This window comes from Acinetobacter sp. YH12106, assembly GCF_013418995.1.
In the GTDB taxonomy this organism is placed as follows: Bacteria; Pseudomonadota; Gammaproteobacteria; order Pseudomonadales; family Moraxellaceae; genus Acinetobacter; species Acinetobacter pseudolwoffii.
Genome location: NZ_VPAV01000008.1, coordinates 22,516 through 38,122 on the forward strand (window position 1 = coordinate 22,516; position 15,607 = coordinate 38,122).

Below are 15,607 nucleotides of genomic sequence, written 5' to 3' on the forward strand. Positions count from 1 at the left end.
GGTTTAAGCTTCAGTTTGACCTGTCTTGCGAAATGTATTTCTCATTTAGCAAAAGTAGGCAAACCATTGTCATACGCAAAATCTATTAATTTTGTAAAACAATGATCTTGCGCTAAAACCAAAGCAGTGCTTTGGTTTTGCTCAGGTTGCATATGACTAAAACGTGAATCAAACACTTTAAATATTTGAGTTAAACCAATTCAATAATGGTGGCGATGCCCATACCGCCACCGACACACAGTGTGGCTAGTCCACGTTTTTTGCCTTGGCGTTCTAACTCATCCAGTAAAGTTCCCAGAATCATCGCGCCTGTTGCGCCCAATGGATGACCCATAGCGATTGCACCACCATTCACATTCACTTTCGCTGGATCAACATTGAGTTCGCTAATAAATCGCATCACCACCGCAGCAAAAGCTTCATTGACTTCAAACAGGTCAATATCATCAATCGTCAAGCCAGCTTTAGCCAAAGCTTTACGTGCTGCCGGGGCAGGGCCGGTCAGCATAATGGTAGGATCAGCCCCGACCAGCGCCGTGGCCAGTACTTTGGCACGCGGTTTTAAACCTTGTTCTTTGATCGCTTGTTCTGATGCGATGAGAACTACGGCTGCACCATCGACGATTCCGGAAGAATTCCCGGCATGATGCACATGATTCACCGTGCCAACTTCAGGATATTTTTGTAGGGCGATGGCATCAAAGCCCATCTGTCCCATGGTCGCGAAACTAGGATTGAGTTTGCCTAAGCCTTCAGCAGTTGTGGTCGGTTTGATAAATTCGTCTTTGTCCAGAATCACCACACCGGCCTTGTCTTTGACCGGGATAACAGAAGCGTTGAAATAACCATTGGCTTGTGCGGCAGCGGCTTTCTTCTGGGATTGCTCGGCAAACTGGTCTATGTCGGTGCGGCTATAACCGTCAATCGTGGCAATCAAGTCCGCGCCAATACCTTGCGGAATAAAATCACAGGCCATATTGGTTTCAGGATCCAGTGCCCAAGGGCCGCCATCGGAACCCATCGCTACGCGGGACATGGATTCGACGCCGCCTGCAACGACCAGATCTTCCCAGCCAGAACGGATTTTTTGTGCAGCCAGATTGACAGCTTCCAGACCGGAAGCACAGAAACGGTTGATTTGTACACCGGCGACATCATTGTCCCAACCCGCTGCGATTGCCGCGGTTTTGGCAATATCGGCGCCTTGATCACCAATCGGTGTGACACAACCCAGCACAATATCATCGACTTTTGATGTATCAAATTGATGACGTGCCTGAAGTTCGTTAAGTAAGCCAGTCAGTAATGAAATGGGTTTGACTTGATGTAAAGATCCATCTTTTTTACCTTTTCCGCGTGGCGTGCGAATGGCGTCGATAATATATGCCTCGCTCATAGCATGTCCCTTTTATTAATTTGCTGAAAATTATTCTAATGACTCGAGTGTAATACTTAAATTTTGAAGTGCAATGACGAGAACGGACCAGATCATTTGACGATTTTTGCCAATAAAAAAAGCCCAGGTCTGGAAGCCTGGGCTGGAGAAGAGGATATCGAGAATTTTAATTAATGATAACCATGCAACTGGCGATATAGACCTGGGGTTACACCGGTCCATTTCTTGAAGGCACGATGGAAGGTACTGGTTTCACTGAAACCGACCTGCTGCGCGACATCTTCGAGGGTTAGATCTGGATTCAATAACAGATGAATCGCGGCATCACGGCGCAAGGCATCTTTCACACCTTGATAGCTTTTACCTTCGGCTGCCAGACGGCGGCGCAAGGTTTGAGGAGATAAATACAGCATTGACGCGACATCATTCAATGTCGGCATTTCTTCGCCAATCTGGCTCTTCAATACATCACGGATTCTTGAGGTCAGCGAGTTGGTATTTTTAAACTTCACTAGGAGCTGAGCAGGCGCAGCTTTCAAGAATTCCTCTAAGGTTTCTTCATTCTGACGGATCGGCAGGTCCAGATAGTCCGCAGCAAAGGTGATTTCGGTACGTGGCATGTCGAACTGCATTACCGGCGCAAAGAACAGGGCATCATATTCATCGGCATGGACTGGACGTGGATAGCTAAAATGCACACGTTCCAGCGGTAAACGACGTTCAATCAGCCAAGATGCCAGACCATGCCAGATCATCAGCATGCTTTCGGTAATAAAATGATCCGGATCCATCGCATTTGGAATGAGGGGCACCAGACGTGCTTCGTGTTTGTCACGTTCCAGGGTCACCGACCAGTCATCACCGAAGAGTTTATAGAACTGCGAGGAAAGTTCCAGTGCATCACCTAAGGTTTTGGCATGAATGATGAGCTGACACATGATGGCAAAAGTGCCTAACCGGCGTTGCTGTTTGTCAAAGCCGACATGCTCGTCCTGGGTCACCATCCATAACATTTTAATAAAGCGGGTATATTGTTCAGGTGAAATACGGGCTTTGGGTTGATGCAGCAGTTCTGCTTCAATTCCGACGTGAGACAATAAAGTATCGACATCCATGCCTAAGCGCTTGACGCCAGATAAGGCTGCATTGACGAAATGGATACTGATCGTATCACGACTCATGTTTAATCCTTCAGTCTCTTTAATGTTCACTAATATTTGACCTAAATGACGAAAAATAATAAAGCAATGGCAATTTACAAGAACACCTTTGCCATTTTCTTACATATTAGATTGCCGAAACTATCAAGGTAAATGGCTGAACATGACATTGTTTTTATGCATTTATGTTTCTATGATGCTGAAAAAAGCAATATAAGTAGAGTAAATATTCCAATGTCATATACCTTAAAAGGATTGAAAATTCTAGACTTTTCTACATTATTACCAGGCCCATTCGCGACATTATATCTGGCTGATCTCGGCGCCGAGGTTGTGCATATTGAATCACCGACCCGCCCGGACCTGTTGCGATTAATGCCCCCCTTTGCCAATGGACAGGCCACTTCACAGAGTTATCTGAACCGAAACAAGCAATCGGTAGCACTGGATTTGAAAGATCCGACCAATATCGAATTGGTCAAATCCAAGGTTGCAGATTATGACATTGTGATTGAGCAATTCCGTCCCGGCGTGATGCAAAGGCTTGGGCTGGACTACTCAACCTTAAGCGAAATTAACCCCAAATTAATTTACTGTTCCATCACTGGCTATGGCCAAACCGGTACTTACAAAGCGAAAGCAGGACATGATATTAACTATCTGGCCTTGTCCGGTATTGCTGGACACAGTGGCCGGATCGAAAGTGGGCCACCAGCCTTGGGAATTCAGGTCGCCGATGTTGCAGGTGGTTCCATGCATGCCGTAATTGCAATTTTGGCTGCCGTAATTGAACGTCAGCAAAGTGGCAAAGGACAATATATTGATATATCCATGACCGATTGCGTGGTGACGATGAATAATCTGGCCGCATCCGCCAGTCTGGCTGGCAATCAGCATCAACGACCTGAGTCTGGCTATCTGAATGGCGGGACTTTCTATGACTATTATGCAACACAGGATGGACGTTATCTGTCGATTGGCAGTCTGGAACCTCAATTTATGCAGGGATTGGCACAGGCTTTAGAGCTGCCGATTATTCTAGAAAAAGGCAATTCTTTTGCTCCAGAAGATCGTGCTGCGGTGAAACAGGCAATTCAAAATAGAATAAAGTCAAAATCATTAGCGGAATGGCAAACACTATTCGCAGCGCTGGATGTCTGTGTTGAGCCGGTGCTAAAACTTGAAGAAGCTTTGCATTCTGATCTGGCGCAACAGCGAGAATGGCTAGTTCAGGTTCCATTAAAACCCGATAGTCAGCAGACCGAAGCACAACTGGCCTGTCCGATTAAATTTTCACGTTCAAAGATACGTTATGATTTTGTCGGTCAGTTTTTGGGTGAGAGTGAAAAATGGTAATATTTTTAATTATTTAAAAGACAAAAAAGGGTAAAAGATTGAAATATCACTATATGAAGATAACTGCTAACGATTGATGAATTAAAGCGTTATTGCTTTAAAACTACACTAAATGCGCTAAACCGTGATATCAGTGAAACTTTGGCAGGCTTATCAATAAAACAGCTATGAAATATGTATAAAAAGCATTTTATTGATAGGTTTAATCTCGCTATCCTTGCGATCGATATAATAGAAACTACTAGCAGCTGTACGCCATGTATTTATATACTGATTTCGATCAGCAACTGATTAATGAACGTGTTGCACAGTTCCGTGACCAAACGGAACGTTATTTAGCCGGCAAACTCACCGAAGATGAGTATCGTCCGCTTCGTCTGCAAAATGGTCTGTATGTGCAGCGTTATGCGCCGATGTTACGTATTGCAGTGCCTTATGGTTTGATGAACTCAAAGCAACTGCGTAAAGTGGCTGATTTGGCTAAAGAATATGACCGTGGTTACGCGCATATTTCGACCCGTCAAAACATTCAGTTTAACTGGCCGGCACTGGAAAACGTACCTGATATGCTGGCTGAACTGGCGACCGTGCAAATGCATGCGATTCAGACTTCAGGCAACTGTATCCGTAATACCACGACGGATCAGTATGCCGGTGTGGTGGCTGGTGAAATTGCCGATCCGCGTCCGACCTGTGAGTTGATCCGTCAATGGTCAACTTTCCATCCGGAATTTGCCTTCTTGCCACGTAAGTTCAAGATTGCAGTCTCTGCGCTTGAAGAAACCGACCGTGCAGCCACTGCATTTCACGATATCGGTGTATATATTGTGCGTAATGAAGCCGGCGAAATGGGCTATAAAATCAAAGTGGGTGGTGGTCTTGGCCGTACTCCAGTGATTGGCAGCTTTATCCGTGAGTTCCTGCCACGTGAAGACTTGATTGCTTATCTTGAAGCAGTGCTTCGTGTGTATAACTTGCATGGTCGTCGCGACAACAAATATAAAGCCCGTATCAAAATTTTGGTCAAAGCTTTAACGCCAGCGGTATTTGCTGAGAAAGTTGAAGCTGAATTTGCGCATACTGTTAAGACTTTGAAAATCGATGCAGACACTTTGGCAAAAATGGATGAGAACTTCACGCCATTCGATTACCAAGATTATGCAGATGAAGATTTCACTGAATTGTTCGCGCAATATCCGAAATTCAAACAGTGGTTCAACATCAATACCAATGCACATAAAGTGAAAGGTTATCGTATTGTGACGATTTCACTGAAACGTGCCGGGATTGCACCGGGTGATGTCAGCACGGAAGAAATGAACCTGATTGCAGACCTTGCCGATCAGTACACTTTCGGTGAGCTGCGTACCACGCATGAACAAAACATCTCACTGGTGGATGTACCGCAAAAAGATTTGTTCGCTGTATGGCAAACTCTTGAGCAAAATAACCTGGCACGTGCGCATATCGGTTTCTTGACCGACATCATCTGCTGCCCGGGTGGTGATTTCTGTTCATTGGCCAATGCGAAATCCATTCCGATTTCTGAAGCAATTTCACGCCGTTTTGATGATCTGGATACGATTTATAACCTAGGTAAACTGGATCTGAATATTTCAGGCTGTATGAATGCCTGTGGTCACCACCATGTCGGTAATATCGGGATTTTGGGTGTTGATAAAAAAGGCGCTGAATTCTACCAGATCACGCTTGGCGGTAATGCAGACCATGATGCCTCAATTGGCGATATTCTTGGGCCGTCATTTGCAGCAGATGTGGTGCCGGATATTGTAGAAGAAATTCTAAATACCTATCTTGATCTACGTCAGGACGCTGAAGAGTTTATCGATACTTATCGCCGTGTTGGCATCCAACCATTCAAGGAGCGTGCATATGCTTAATACCGCACTCGCAGTGCTCTCTAAAGATGGCACAGTGACAGAAAATACTTACCAGCTCATCGGTGAAGAGGGTGTTTTACCACAAGGTGATGTGGTTCTGACGGTAGATCAGTTAGATCAGCTTCGCCATGTTTCAGGTAAAAAAGCATTGTACTTAACCGTTGATGCTTCACCTGAAAGCAATGAATTTCCGCTAGCTCAATTAGATGCAATCTTTATTGAATTTGCCGGTTTTAATGATGGCCGTGGCTATTCATTTGCAGCACTTTTACGCCGTCAAGGTTTCCAAGGCGAACTTCGTGCCACTGGTGATGTATTCAAAGATGTGTTGAACTACATGAAGCGTTCCGGTTTCGATACTTTCGTGATTAAAGAAGGTAAAGACATTCAGGAGGCGGCTGCCGGTTTAAGTGATTTTAAAAATCCGTACCAGGCATCGACCGCGGTGAATCAGGCAAATTATCAAACAGGTGCCTAACCTGAAAGTTAAAAAGCTTGTCTGTAAATAAGTCTGTTTTTCTTATAAACAAAAAGCCTGCAATGCAGGCTTTTTGTTTGCTTTGGACGATAGATATGATTGTTTCTATACTATCCTGAATACTTTAAATTGCTGCGAATTGCTGTAGCATAAGTATCTTTATGCTGAGAGTAACGCGAGCAGAGCGCTAATTTTCGAGTATGCAAAATCAATCAAGAGGGCGATTTTAATGGGATCGTCATCTGATTTATTTTTTTAATTTTTTCATGATGAAGTGACTTGTCTTTATGCAAAATTCTATCCGTATTGGTATTGCTGGTTATGGCAACTTGGGTCGTGGCGTTGAAACCGCCATTCAAAAGAATCCAGATTTACAACTTGTGGGTATTTTTACCCGTCGTGCGCCTGAAACGGTATCTCCTTGCTTCGCAGCAACCCAAGTGTTCCATATGGACTCACTGACAGATTTCCAAGATAAAATTGATGTGCTGATTTTATGTGGCGGTTCAAAAGACGACTTACCGCAACAAGGTCCGATCTTGGCCAGCCAGTTTAATATTGTCGATAGTTTTGACACCCACGCACGTATTCCTGAATATTATGCAGCGGTCGATGCACCTGCAACAGCCAGCAAGAAAACTGCGATGATCTCCATTGGTTGGGATCCAGGCATGTTCTCGATCAATCGCTTATTTGGTGAAGCTTTACTACCAGACGGTGAAACCTATACTTTCTGGGGCAAAGGCTTAAGTCAGGGTCATTCAGATGCCATTCGTCGTGTAGAAGGTGTGAAAGCAGGGGTGCAATATACCATTCCTTCAACAGAAGCAATTGAGAAAGTACGTAGTGGTGTTCGTCCAGTATTAACGACCAAAGAAAAACATACCCGTGAGTGTTATGTGGTGCTTGCAGAGGGTGCAGATGCAGAAGCAGTTAAGCAAGCGATTGTGACCATGCCGGATTATTTTGCCGACTATGACACGACTGTGAATTTCATTGATGAAGTAACTTTAGCACAAGATCACCAGCGTATGCCGCATGGTGGTTTTGTGATTCGTAGTGGAAACACCAGTGATGCACATAAACAAGTGCTTGAGTTTTCATTAAAACTAGAAAGTAATCCAGAATTTACAGCCAGCGTTTTAGTTGCTTATGCACGTGCAACTTATCGTTTAAATCAAATGCAGCAGTATGGTGCAAAAACAGCATTTGATGTGGCACCGGGCTTGTTGTCAATGAAATCACCTGAGCAACTTCGTAAAGAAATTCTTTAAGTCTTATCATTTAAAGTACAGCTTTGAATATTTGACGATAAAAAGCCTCCAATCGGAGGCTTTTTGATTTCTAAAATTCCCCCTCCTTTATTAAAGGATGAGGAACGATGTTCCGCAAGAGGGGAGGATTTATAAAATCCCTCTAAATCTCTTTTTTAAAAGGGAGGCTTTTAATTAAAGCAACTCAATCGCCACAGCAGTCGCTTCACCGCCACCGATACAAAGTGCAGCAATACCACGTTTACCACCAGTACGTTTCAGCGCATGAATCAAAGTCAGGATAATACGTGAACCGGTTGAACCGACAGGATGACCCAGGGCACAGGCACCGCCATTAATATTGACTTTTTCAGGATCAAGCTTGAATTCATCCATTGGACACATGGTCACCATGGCAAAGGCTTCATTGATTTCCCAGAGGTCGACATCTTGAGCATTCCAACCTGCTTTATCGAGAACCTTTTGAATTGCACCCACTGGCGCTATGGTAAATTCAGAAGGATGCTGTGAATTTGAAGCATAGGCAACAATTTTGGCCAAAGGATTTAAACCTTTTGCTGCGGCATGATCCGCTGAGCTAATCACCAGAGCTGATGCACCATCAGAAATTGAGCTGGCATTGGCAGCGGTAATGGTGCCGTCTTTGGCAAAGGCTGAACGCAGGGTTGGAATTTTATCAATATTGGCATTGAAGGGTTGTTCATCTTTATCAACAACCACATCACCTTTACGTGTTTTTACCGTAACTGCTACGATTTCATCAGAAAAATAGCCTTCATTCACAGCAGTTTGTGCACGTTTCAATGAGCGAATGGCGAAATCATCCATCTGTTCGCGAGTATAGCCTTTGGTATTTGCCATATCTTGGGCAAATGAACCCATCAAACGACCTGTCTCAGCATCTTCAAGACCATCTAGGAACATATGATCTTTAATTTCGCCATGTCCCATGCGGAAGCCGCCGCGCGCTTTCGGCAATACATAAGGCGCGTTGGTCATTGATTCCATCCCCCCTGCAACCACAATATTTGCAGAACCGGCTTTAATCATATCGGCTGCTTGCATCACCGCTTTCATGCCAGAACCACAGAGTTTGTTAATGGTCACAGCACCCGTTGAATCCAGAAGGCCGGCTTGACGCATCGCTTGACGGGCAGGACCTTGTTTCAAACCCGCAGGAAGGACACAACCCATAATGACTTCTTCAATATCTGCTGCTTGTAAGCCTGCGCGAGCAATCGCTTCTTTTATTGAAGCCGCACCCAGTTCAGGTGCAGTTACACTGGCAAGGCTACCCTGAAAGCCACCCATGGCTGTGCGTGCACCATTGACAATTACGATATCAGTCATTGTTATATCTCCGTATGAGTTTTAATCAATTTTTCAAACATAAGCAGTATATTGAAAAAAACTCAGGATTGAAGCGCTAATCGCAGTCAATCATAAACTGCATAGTTCTGTTAGCAAGAAGGGAGACTTTCTACCCGGATATGTCCCATTTTACTCAGTACAATACGCTGTTGACTTGAAAGTTGAGCAGAACAATAATAGAAACTGCCATTCGAACCAATCGGAAGGGCGGTATGTGCCTGATAGGTGACACTTGGTGAACTTAATGCGCCTCGCCAACTCAGGTTGCCATATTTAAGATTTAGAGCATCAATGTGTAAAATTTGTTCGCCCGCATCGACTTGCCGGTTTTTATTTTTATCAATAAAGACCAGTATATTTTTATTCCATTGATTGGGGTGACAGCTGAGTGAATCCTGACTGGGACAGATCACAATATTCTGGTGAAACACGGCAGCCTGACTACGTGCATAACGGTTAACCGCAGATAATTTGATAGGAATCTGTTTGGCTTCCTGTCTGGACTGATATTCATGAAAGTAAGGCAGGGCAATACTGGCCAAAATTGCAAGCACTGCAACACAGATAATCAATTCAACAATAGTGAACGCTCTTGTTATTTTTCTATACATAGAGTTACCTGATTTATATATTATTTTTATAGGAAACATGTTATTAATTATGCGTTTTTTATGCTTTGTTGAGCATGTAATTTGGTTGTTACTCAAATCTCAAGAAAGCGATTAAAAAATAATTGGCAATCACAATAGGTCATTCAGAATAAAAAATTGAGTAAAAAATTACTGAATTACAACGGAAATTGTAAGTAATTTTGTCAATAATTTACTTGATTAAATTAATCAAGCACTTGGAAAAATAATAAAGTGTTTGTATGATGCCATGTGAATAGCTTAAGAATAAAACTGGGGTAATAAAAAGCCTATCTCAGGATGGCCTATTACGGGCTTGAGCTTGAACAACAATTGTTATCTCTGGAGGATAAATCCATGAAAATGAGTCGTATTGCTTTAGCTATGCTTGTAGCTGCACCTTTTGCTGCTGCAAATGCAGGCGTAACTGTTACTCCGTTGATGTTAGGTTATACATTCCAAGACACTCAGCACAACAATGGCGGTAACGATGGCGAATTAACAAATGGTCCTGAATTACAGGATGATTTATTTGTAGGTGCTGCTATTGGTGTAGAACTTACTCCTTGGTTAGGTTTTGAAGCTGAATATAGTCAAGTAAAGGGTGATGTTGACACTAACCGTGGTGAATACAAAGCTAAGAATATCGCAGGTAACTTCTATGCGACTTCAGATGTATTTACTGGCAACTATGACAGCAAAGTAAAGCCATACATGCTTTTAGGTGCTGGTCACTATGAATATGAATTTGATGATCCTGCATTAGCATACCGCGATGGTGAAGAAGGTACTCTAGGTAACGCGGGTATCGGTGCATTCTGGCACATCAACGATGCATTGGCACTACGTACTGAAGCTCGTGGTACTTACCACTTTGACGAAAAATTCTGGAACTATACAGCACTTGCTGGTCTTAACGTAGTTCTAGGTGGCCGTCTGAAGCCAGCTGCTCCAGTAGTAGAAGTTGCTCCAGTTGAGCCTGTAACTCCGGTTGCTCCAGCTCCACAAGAGTTGACTGAAGACCTGAACATGGAACTTCGTGTGTTCTTTGATACCAGCAAATCAAACATCAAAGATCAATACAAACCTGAAATCGCGAAAGTTGCTGAGAAGCTAGTTGAATATCCAAACGCTACTGCTCGCATCGAAGGTCACACTGATAACACTGGTCCACGTGCACTAAACGAACGTTTGTCTCTGGCTCGTGCTAACTCTGTTAAATCTTCACTTGTGAATGAATACAACGTAGATGCATCTCGCTTGTCTACTCAAGGTTTCGCTTGGGATCAACCGATTGCTGACAACAACACTAAAGAAGGTCGTGCTATGAACCGTCGTGTATTCGCGACAATCACTGGTAGCCGTACTGTACTAGTTGAAGGTCAACAACAAGCTCAATAATTAATTATTGAATTGTTAAAAAAGCGGCTCCTATGAGCCGCTTTTTTTATATCTGAATTTTGACTACACTGAGTCATTAAAGATGTAATTGAGTGATAACATGGGTGTTGAAATTCCTGAAGATTTACAAAATCTGGAAGCCAATAGCGGAATTTTCTCGATCTGGATGATTTTCCATCATTATGGAATTGACCTGCATATTCCGGACTTGGTTCAGCTCTGTCGTCACAATCCGGAAATGGGAACTTCAACTATTGCCCTTGCAGTGGCTTTGCAGACGCTGGGACTGGATGTTGCTTTTTTTAGCGAATATGATGCAGATAAACAGCCAGTCGAGCTTGATTTTTATCAACAAGCACAGACACTTAAAATACCTGTTGAAGAGCGTGTGATCTCTTATGCAGAAATCCAGCAGCAGGTGGAAGCAGGCCGTTTCGTGATTGTTTTCTACGATACCTTAGAAGGGGTCGGTAATCATTCATTGATCTATGCAATAGATGAACATGAGATCAGTTTCTTTGACAGTTTTGATGCGATGCCGGCAGATGTATTCGAGCAGCAGCGTCAGGCAGAGGGGATCTGTCAGCAAGTGATTGTGATTGATGACCGTAATTTTGTCATGCGGCATAACTAATCTAAGAAATTAAAAAATCAGCCCGTAGACTGATTTTTTAATTTATGATGGTTTATTCCTGATCAAGTTTCATAGGTTGTACATCCATCTCTTGATAAGACACCAGTTTGGATTTTTTCTTCCATTTGTATCCGAACCAGATTGCCAAGAACAATGGAATACTGATATAGGTCGAGAGAACCCCCATCCATTGACCTGCCAGAACATCCTGATAGTTTTGACCAAGGACGACAATCGCACAGAGAATAAAAGCAAACCAAGGAGCAAAGGGGAAGAACTTGGCGCGATAAGCCAGATCTTCCAGTTTGTAGCCTTGAGCCAAGTAACCTTTGCGGAAGCGATAGTGTGAAATCGCAATCCCGAGCCAGACAATAAAGCCGCACATGCCCGACATATTGAGTAGCCAGTTAAAGACTTCCTGTTCACCGAAGAAGGTAGTCAGGAAACACAGTGCTGCGATTGCAGTGGTGGCATACAGGGCATTCATCGGTACACCACGTGGATCCAGACGGCCAAACAGTTTTGGCGCACTACCTTTACGTGCCATATCAAATAGCATGCGCGTAGAGGAATACATGCCTGAGTTACCCGCAGACAGAATGGCTGTCAAAATCACCGCATTCATAATGCTCGCAGCAAAGGCAAAGCCGGCCTTTTCATAGAGCAGGGTAAAAGGAGAAAGCGCAATATTGTCGGTCGCAGCCGCCTGTAATAAGCGTGGGTCATTGTAGGCAATCAATGTGCCGATAATGAAAATACACACGATATAAAATAACAGGATACGCCAGAAAATCTGCTTGATTGCCACCGGAATGGTTTTCTTTGGATCTTTCGATTCGCCCGCAGCCACCCCGACCATTTCGGTTCCTTGAAAGGAGAATCCGGCAATCATCGCCACGCCAATTAAGGCTTGGAAACCACCGACAAAAGGTGCGTCACCAATACTCCAGTTGGCAAATGCTTCTGCGCCTGGGGTTAGCATAATCTTCACGATCATCCAGATACCGATAATGATAAAGGCAATAATCGCGACAACTTTCACCAGAGAGAAGAAGAATTCAGATTCACCAAAGCCTTTAACTGTCAGGGCATTAATCCCAAAAATAATGGCCAGGAAAATTGCACTCCAATAAACACCAGGAATATCGGGAAACCAGAATTTCATGATGAACTGAACGGCAACCAGCTCAAAAGCTACGGTAATGGCCCAGTTGTACCAGTAGTTCCAGCCCAAGGCGAAACCAAAACCGCCCTCGACATATTTAGTGCCATAAGTGAAAAATGCACCCGAGGTGGGATTATGCGTGGCGAGTTCGCCCAAACTGGTCATCAAGAAATAAATCATGACACCAATCAGTGCATAAGCAAGTAGTGCTCCGCCTGGCCCGGCATTGGCAATGGTCGCACCCGAGGCCAGGAATAGACCTGTACCGATGGATCCGCCAATAGCGATCATATTCAGATGACGAGCACCCAGCTTACGCTGCAGCTGCATCGTATTTTGCGTTTCGCTCATCACGATTCCTTAACATTTTTTTGTGTGCTAGCGAACAGCACTTTAAAGCCTTGTTGATCCGCTTTCACTGTGCAGCGACCAAAGTTTTGTTCAATCAGGGTCGGGTAGTTTAAGAAACGGTTGGCCACGATCCAAAGCTCGCCACCTGATTTTAAATGACGACGCGAAGTTTTACACAAGGTTTCGCTGGCCGTGTAATCGGTCTCGATTCCCATATGAAAAGGCGGATTACTGACAATGGCATGCAAGAACAAGGGTGCATCAGCAATGCCAGTGACCGCTTTAATTTCGATCTGTTCAGGGCTAAGCTGGTTTTCATCAAAGGTCATTTGGGTGGAGGCCAGCGCAAAGGCATCAACATCCATGGCGAAAATCCGGTTTTTCGGATTCAACTTTGCCAGATACGCACTAATCACACCTGCGCCACAACCAAAGTCAGCGATTTTACCCGAGGTAACTTGTGACAAATAAGGTAATAAGGTGGCAGTCCCAATATCTAAACGGTTTTGACTAAACACGCCCGGCAGGGCACAAATATTCAGGTCACCATTCGGGGTCGAGACGCTATAACGCTGTGCCCAGTCTGCAAGTGATTTTTTCTCGACCGTGTGGTCTAGAACCAGTTGCCAAAGCTGGCAATGACGTGCGCTATCCAGTTTGAGGGTTTTACCATAAGGCTGCAACTGTTTGGCTGCACGCTCTATCCCGCCTTTCTTTTCACCAACCAGGAAAATACTGCTGCCCGGTTTAAGTTGTGCTGCCACATTATGCAGTAAATAATTGAGCAGTTCTTTAGACTTGGGTACAAAAATAACCGCCTGATCAAACTCAGCTTCAGGCATCTCTGCGCCAAAGTGGACATCTGCTTGTTGCGACTGGAAATATTGAAAATCATTAAAATTCCATGTCCAGACAGCGGGATTGATAGAGGCATCGAATTCAGCGAGTAGATCATCTGTCGGTGCATTAATGAGTAAGATGCGACCCGACAAAAAATCATATTGTCTTAATAAAACTTCGCTTTTAGGATCCATAGGTATCTCTCCAATATAAAGAACACTGCCTAAGTCTGACCTAGACAGTGTTCTTTGGACATGAAATTACTTCTTTGTTTCAGGAAGTACAACATTCAGAATAAGGGCAGCAATACCGCCAGTGGCAACGCCTGAGCTAAAGATATTACGGAATAACTCAGGAAGATGCTCAAGAATTTGTGGAACTTGTGCAACACCTAAACCCAGTGCCAGTGAAATCGCAATAATCAGCAGGGCACGGCGATCCAGATGTACGCCAGACAGAATATTAATGCCGGAAGCTGCTACTGCACCAAACATCACCATCACTGCACCACCCAGTACCGCTTGCGGAACCGCCTGGATAATCCCGGCAACCGCAGGCAGCAAACCCAGAATGATCAGTAAAGCAGCAATCCAGATGCCGACATAACGGCTCGCTACACCCGTCAACTGAATCACACCGTTATTTTGTGCAAATACCGAACTTGGGAAGGTGTTAAAAATACCGGCAAGGAATGAATTGGCACCGTTAACCAATACACCGCCTTTAATGCGTTGCATCCATTTTGGCCCATCGACTGGCTGGTTAGAAAGCTTTGAGGTCGCCGTGATATCGCCAATCGCTTCTAAAGAGGTCACCAGATAAATGAATGCCATCGGAATAAACAGGCTCCAGGAGAAGCTTAAACCGAAATGCATTGGAGTTGGAATCTGTACCAGTGGGGCATCTTTTAAGCCAGAAAAATCCAGATGGCCCATAAAGCCGGCCAGGATATAACCACAAACCAAAGCAATCAAAATGGCAGAACTTTTTACCCAGGTAATCCGGATACGGTTCAGGATAATGATCAGCGCCAAGACTGTGCAGGACATGATCAGGTTGTCTGCATTGGCAAAAGTTTTATCGCTCATGGCCTGATAACCACCGCCCATACTGATTAGACCTTCTTTAATTAAGGTTAAACCAATCAGAAGGACGACAATCCCGGTCACCAAAGGGGTAATCAGTTTTTTTATCCAAGGCAGAATCTGGGACACACCCATTTCAATAAATGCACCTGCAATCACCACACCAAAAATTGCTGCCATGACTGACTCAACTGGCGTACCGGCAGCAACCATGGCTGAACCAATACCAATAATTGGGCCGATAAAGTTAAAGCTGGTTCCCTGAACAATCAACAGACCGGCACCAAAAGGTCCGACTTTTTTAGACTGTAAAAAAGTCGCGATACCTGAGATCACCAGGGACATGGACAAAATCATGTTGGTGTCTTCTTTGGATACCCCCAGTGCCAGACAAATTAGCAAGCCAGGGGTCACGATCGGGACAATAATTGCCAATAAATGTTGGAATGCAGCTAAAAAAGCAATAAATGGTTTTGGACGATCATCCAGACCATATACCAGGTCGAGTTGATCTTTAGGAGGAGGAGATTGATTAAAATCAGACATGTGTCAATGCAAATTAAGGC

The 15,607-nt window shown here is 44.1% G+C and carries 13 protein-coding genes; 6 read left to right on the plus strand and 7 right to left on the minus strand.

Annotation, left to right across the window (positions count from 1 at the left end; all coding sequences use genetic code 11):
* Positions 1-190 precede the first annotated feature (190 nt).
* Together FTU45_RS08325 and FTU45_RS08330 are read right to left on the minus strand one after the other, a co-directional pair.
* Positions 191-1,396 carry an acetyl-CoA C-acetyltransferase gene (locus FTU45_RS08325; RefSeq protein WP_180076247.1) on the minus strand — a complete coding sequence of 402 codons (1,206 nt, stop codon included), beginning with the start codon at positions 1,394-1,396 and terminating at the stop codon, positions 191-193.
* 170 nt (positions 1,397-1,566) lie between these two features.
* Positions 1,567-2,577: an AraC family transcriptional regulator gene (locus FTU45_RS08330; RefSeq protein ID WP_005098008.1), complete on the minus strand. Its 1,011-nt coding sequence runs from the start codon at positions 2,575-2,577 to the stop codon at positions 1,567-1,569.
* A 213-nt stretch (positions 2,578-2,790) separates the two neighbouring features.
* Here FTU45_RS08330 and FTU45_RS08335 point away from each other — a divergent pair, with 213 nt between their 5' ends.
* From FTU45_RS08335 to FTU45_RS08350, 4 genes are all read left to right on the plus strand, one after another.
* A complete protein-coding gene (locus tag FTU45_RS08335) occupies positions 2,791-3,912 on the plus strand; it encodes a CaiB/BaiF CoA-transferase family protein (protein ID WP_180076248.1) in 1,122 nt (373 codons plus the stop codon).
* Between the two features lie 257 nt (positions 3,913-4,169).
* Positions 4,170-5,813, plus strand: coding sequence for a nitrite/sulfite reductase (locus tag FTU45_RS08340; protein WP_005098006.1), 1,644 nt, complete (start codon positions 4,170-4,172; stop codon positions 5,811-5,813).
* Positions 5,806-6,291 carry a DUF934 domain-containing protein gene (locus FTU45_RS08345; protein ID WP_180040198.1) on the plus strand — a complete coding sequence of 162 codons (486 nt, stop codon included), beginning with the start codon at positions 5,806-5,808 and terminating at the stop codon, positions 6,289-6,291. Before FTU45_RS08340 ends, FTU45_RS08345 begins: the two co-directional genes overlap by 8 nt.
* Before the next feature lie 287 nt (positions 6,292-6,578).
* Entirely contained in the window at positions 6,579-7,565 is a 987-nt protein-coding gene (locus tag FTU45_RS08350; protein ID WP_100535384.1) for a diaminopimelate dehydrogenase, read from the plus strand.
* A gap of 174 nt (positions 7,566-7,739) precedes the next feature.
* Here FTU45_RS08350 and FTU45_RS08355 read toward each other — a convergent pair whose 3' ends face one another.
* Both FTU45_RS08355 and FTU45_RS08360 read right to left on the minus strand, forming a co-directional pair.
* Positions 7,740-8,915, minus strand: coding sequence for a thiolase family protein (locus FTU45_RS08355; RefSeq protein WP_180076249.1), 1,176 nt, complete (start codon positions 8,913-8,915; stop codon positions 7,740-7,742).
* Between the two features lie 110 nt (positions 8,916-9,025).
* Positions 9,026-9,547, minus strand: coding sequence for a GspH/FimT family pseudopilin (locus FTU45_RS08360; RefSeq protein ID WP_100535382.1), 522 nt, complete (start codon positions 9,545-9,547; stop codon positions 9,026-9,028).
* A 375-nt stretch (positions 9,548-9,922) separates the two neighbouring features.
* On the opposite strand from FTU45_RS08360, the gene omp38 reads away from it, so the two are divergent.
* On the plus strand, positions 9,923-10,966 hold the full coding sequence (gene omp38, locus FTU45_RS08365; RefSeq protein WP_100329195.1) for an outer membrane protein Omp38: 1,044 nt from the start codon (positions 9,923-9,925) through the stop codon (positions 10,964-10,966).
* Positions 10,967-11,066: 100 nt separating this feature from the next.
* Complete coding sequence (locus tag FTU45_RS08370; protein ID WP_074383489.1) at positions 11,067-11,600, plus strand: peptidase C39; 534 nt, start codon at positions 11,067-11,069, stop codon at positions 11,598-11,600.
* A gap of 52 nt (positions 11,601-11,652) precedes the next feature.
* On the opposite strand, the gene FTU45_RS08375 is transcribed toward FTU45_RS08370, so the two are convergent.
* From FTU45_RS08375 to FTU45_RS08385, 3 genes are all read right to left on the minus strand, one after another.
* A complete protein-coding gene (locus tag FTU45_RS08375; RefSeq protein ID WP_005097999.1) occupies positions 11,653-13,116 on the minus strand; it encodes an amino acid permease in 1,464 nt (487 codons plus the stop codon).
* Positions 13,116-14,150: a methyltransferase gene (locus FTU45_RS08380; RefSeq protein WP_074383488.1), complete on the minus strand. Its 1,035-nt coding sequence runs from the start codon at positions 14,148-14,150 to the stop codon at positions 13,116-13,118. Before FTU45_RS08380 ends, FTU45_RS08375 begins: the two co-directional genes overlap by 1 nt.
* A 66-nt stretch (positions 14,151-14,216) precedes the next feature.
* Positions 14,217-15,587: a uracil-xanthine permease family protein gene (locus tag FTU45_RS08385; RefSeq protein WP_005097996.1), complete on the minus strand. Its 1,371-nt coding sequence runs from the start codon at positions 15,585-15,587 to the stop codon at positions 14,217-14,219.
* Positions 15,588-15,607: the final 20 nt, after the last annotated feature.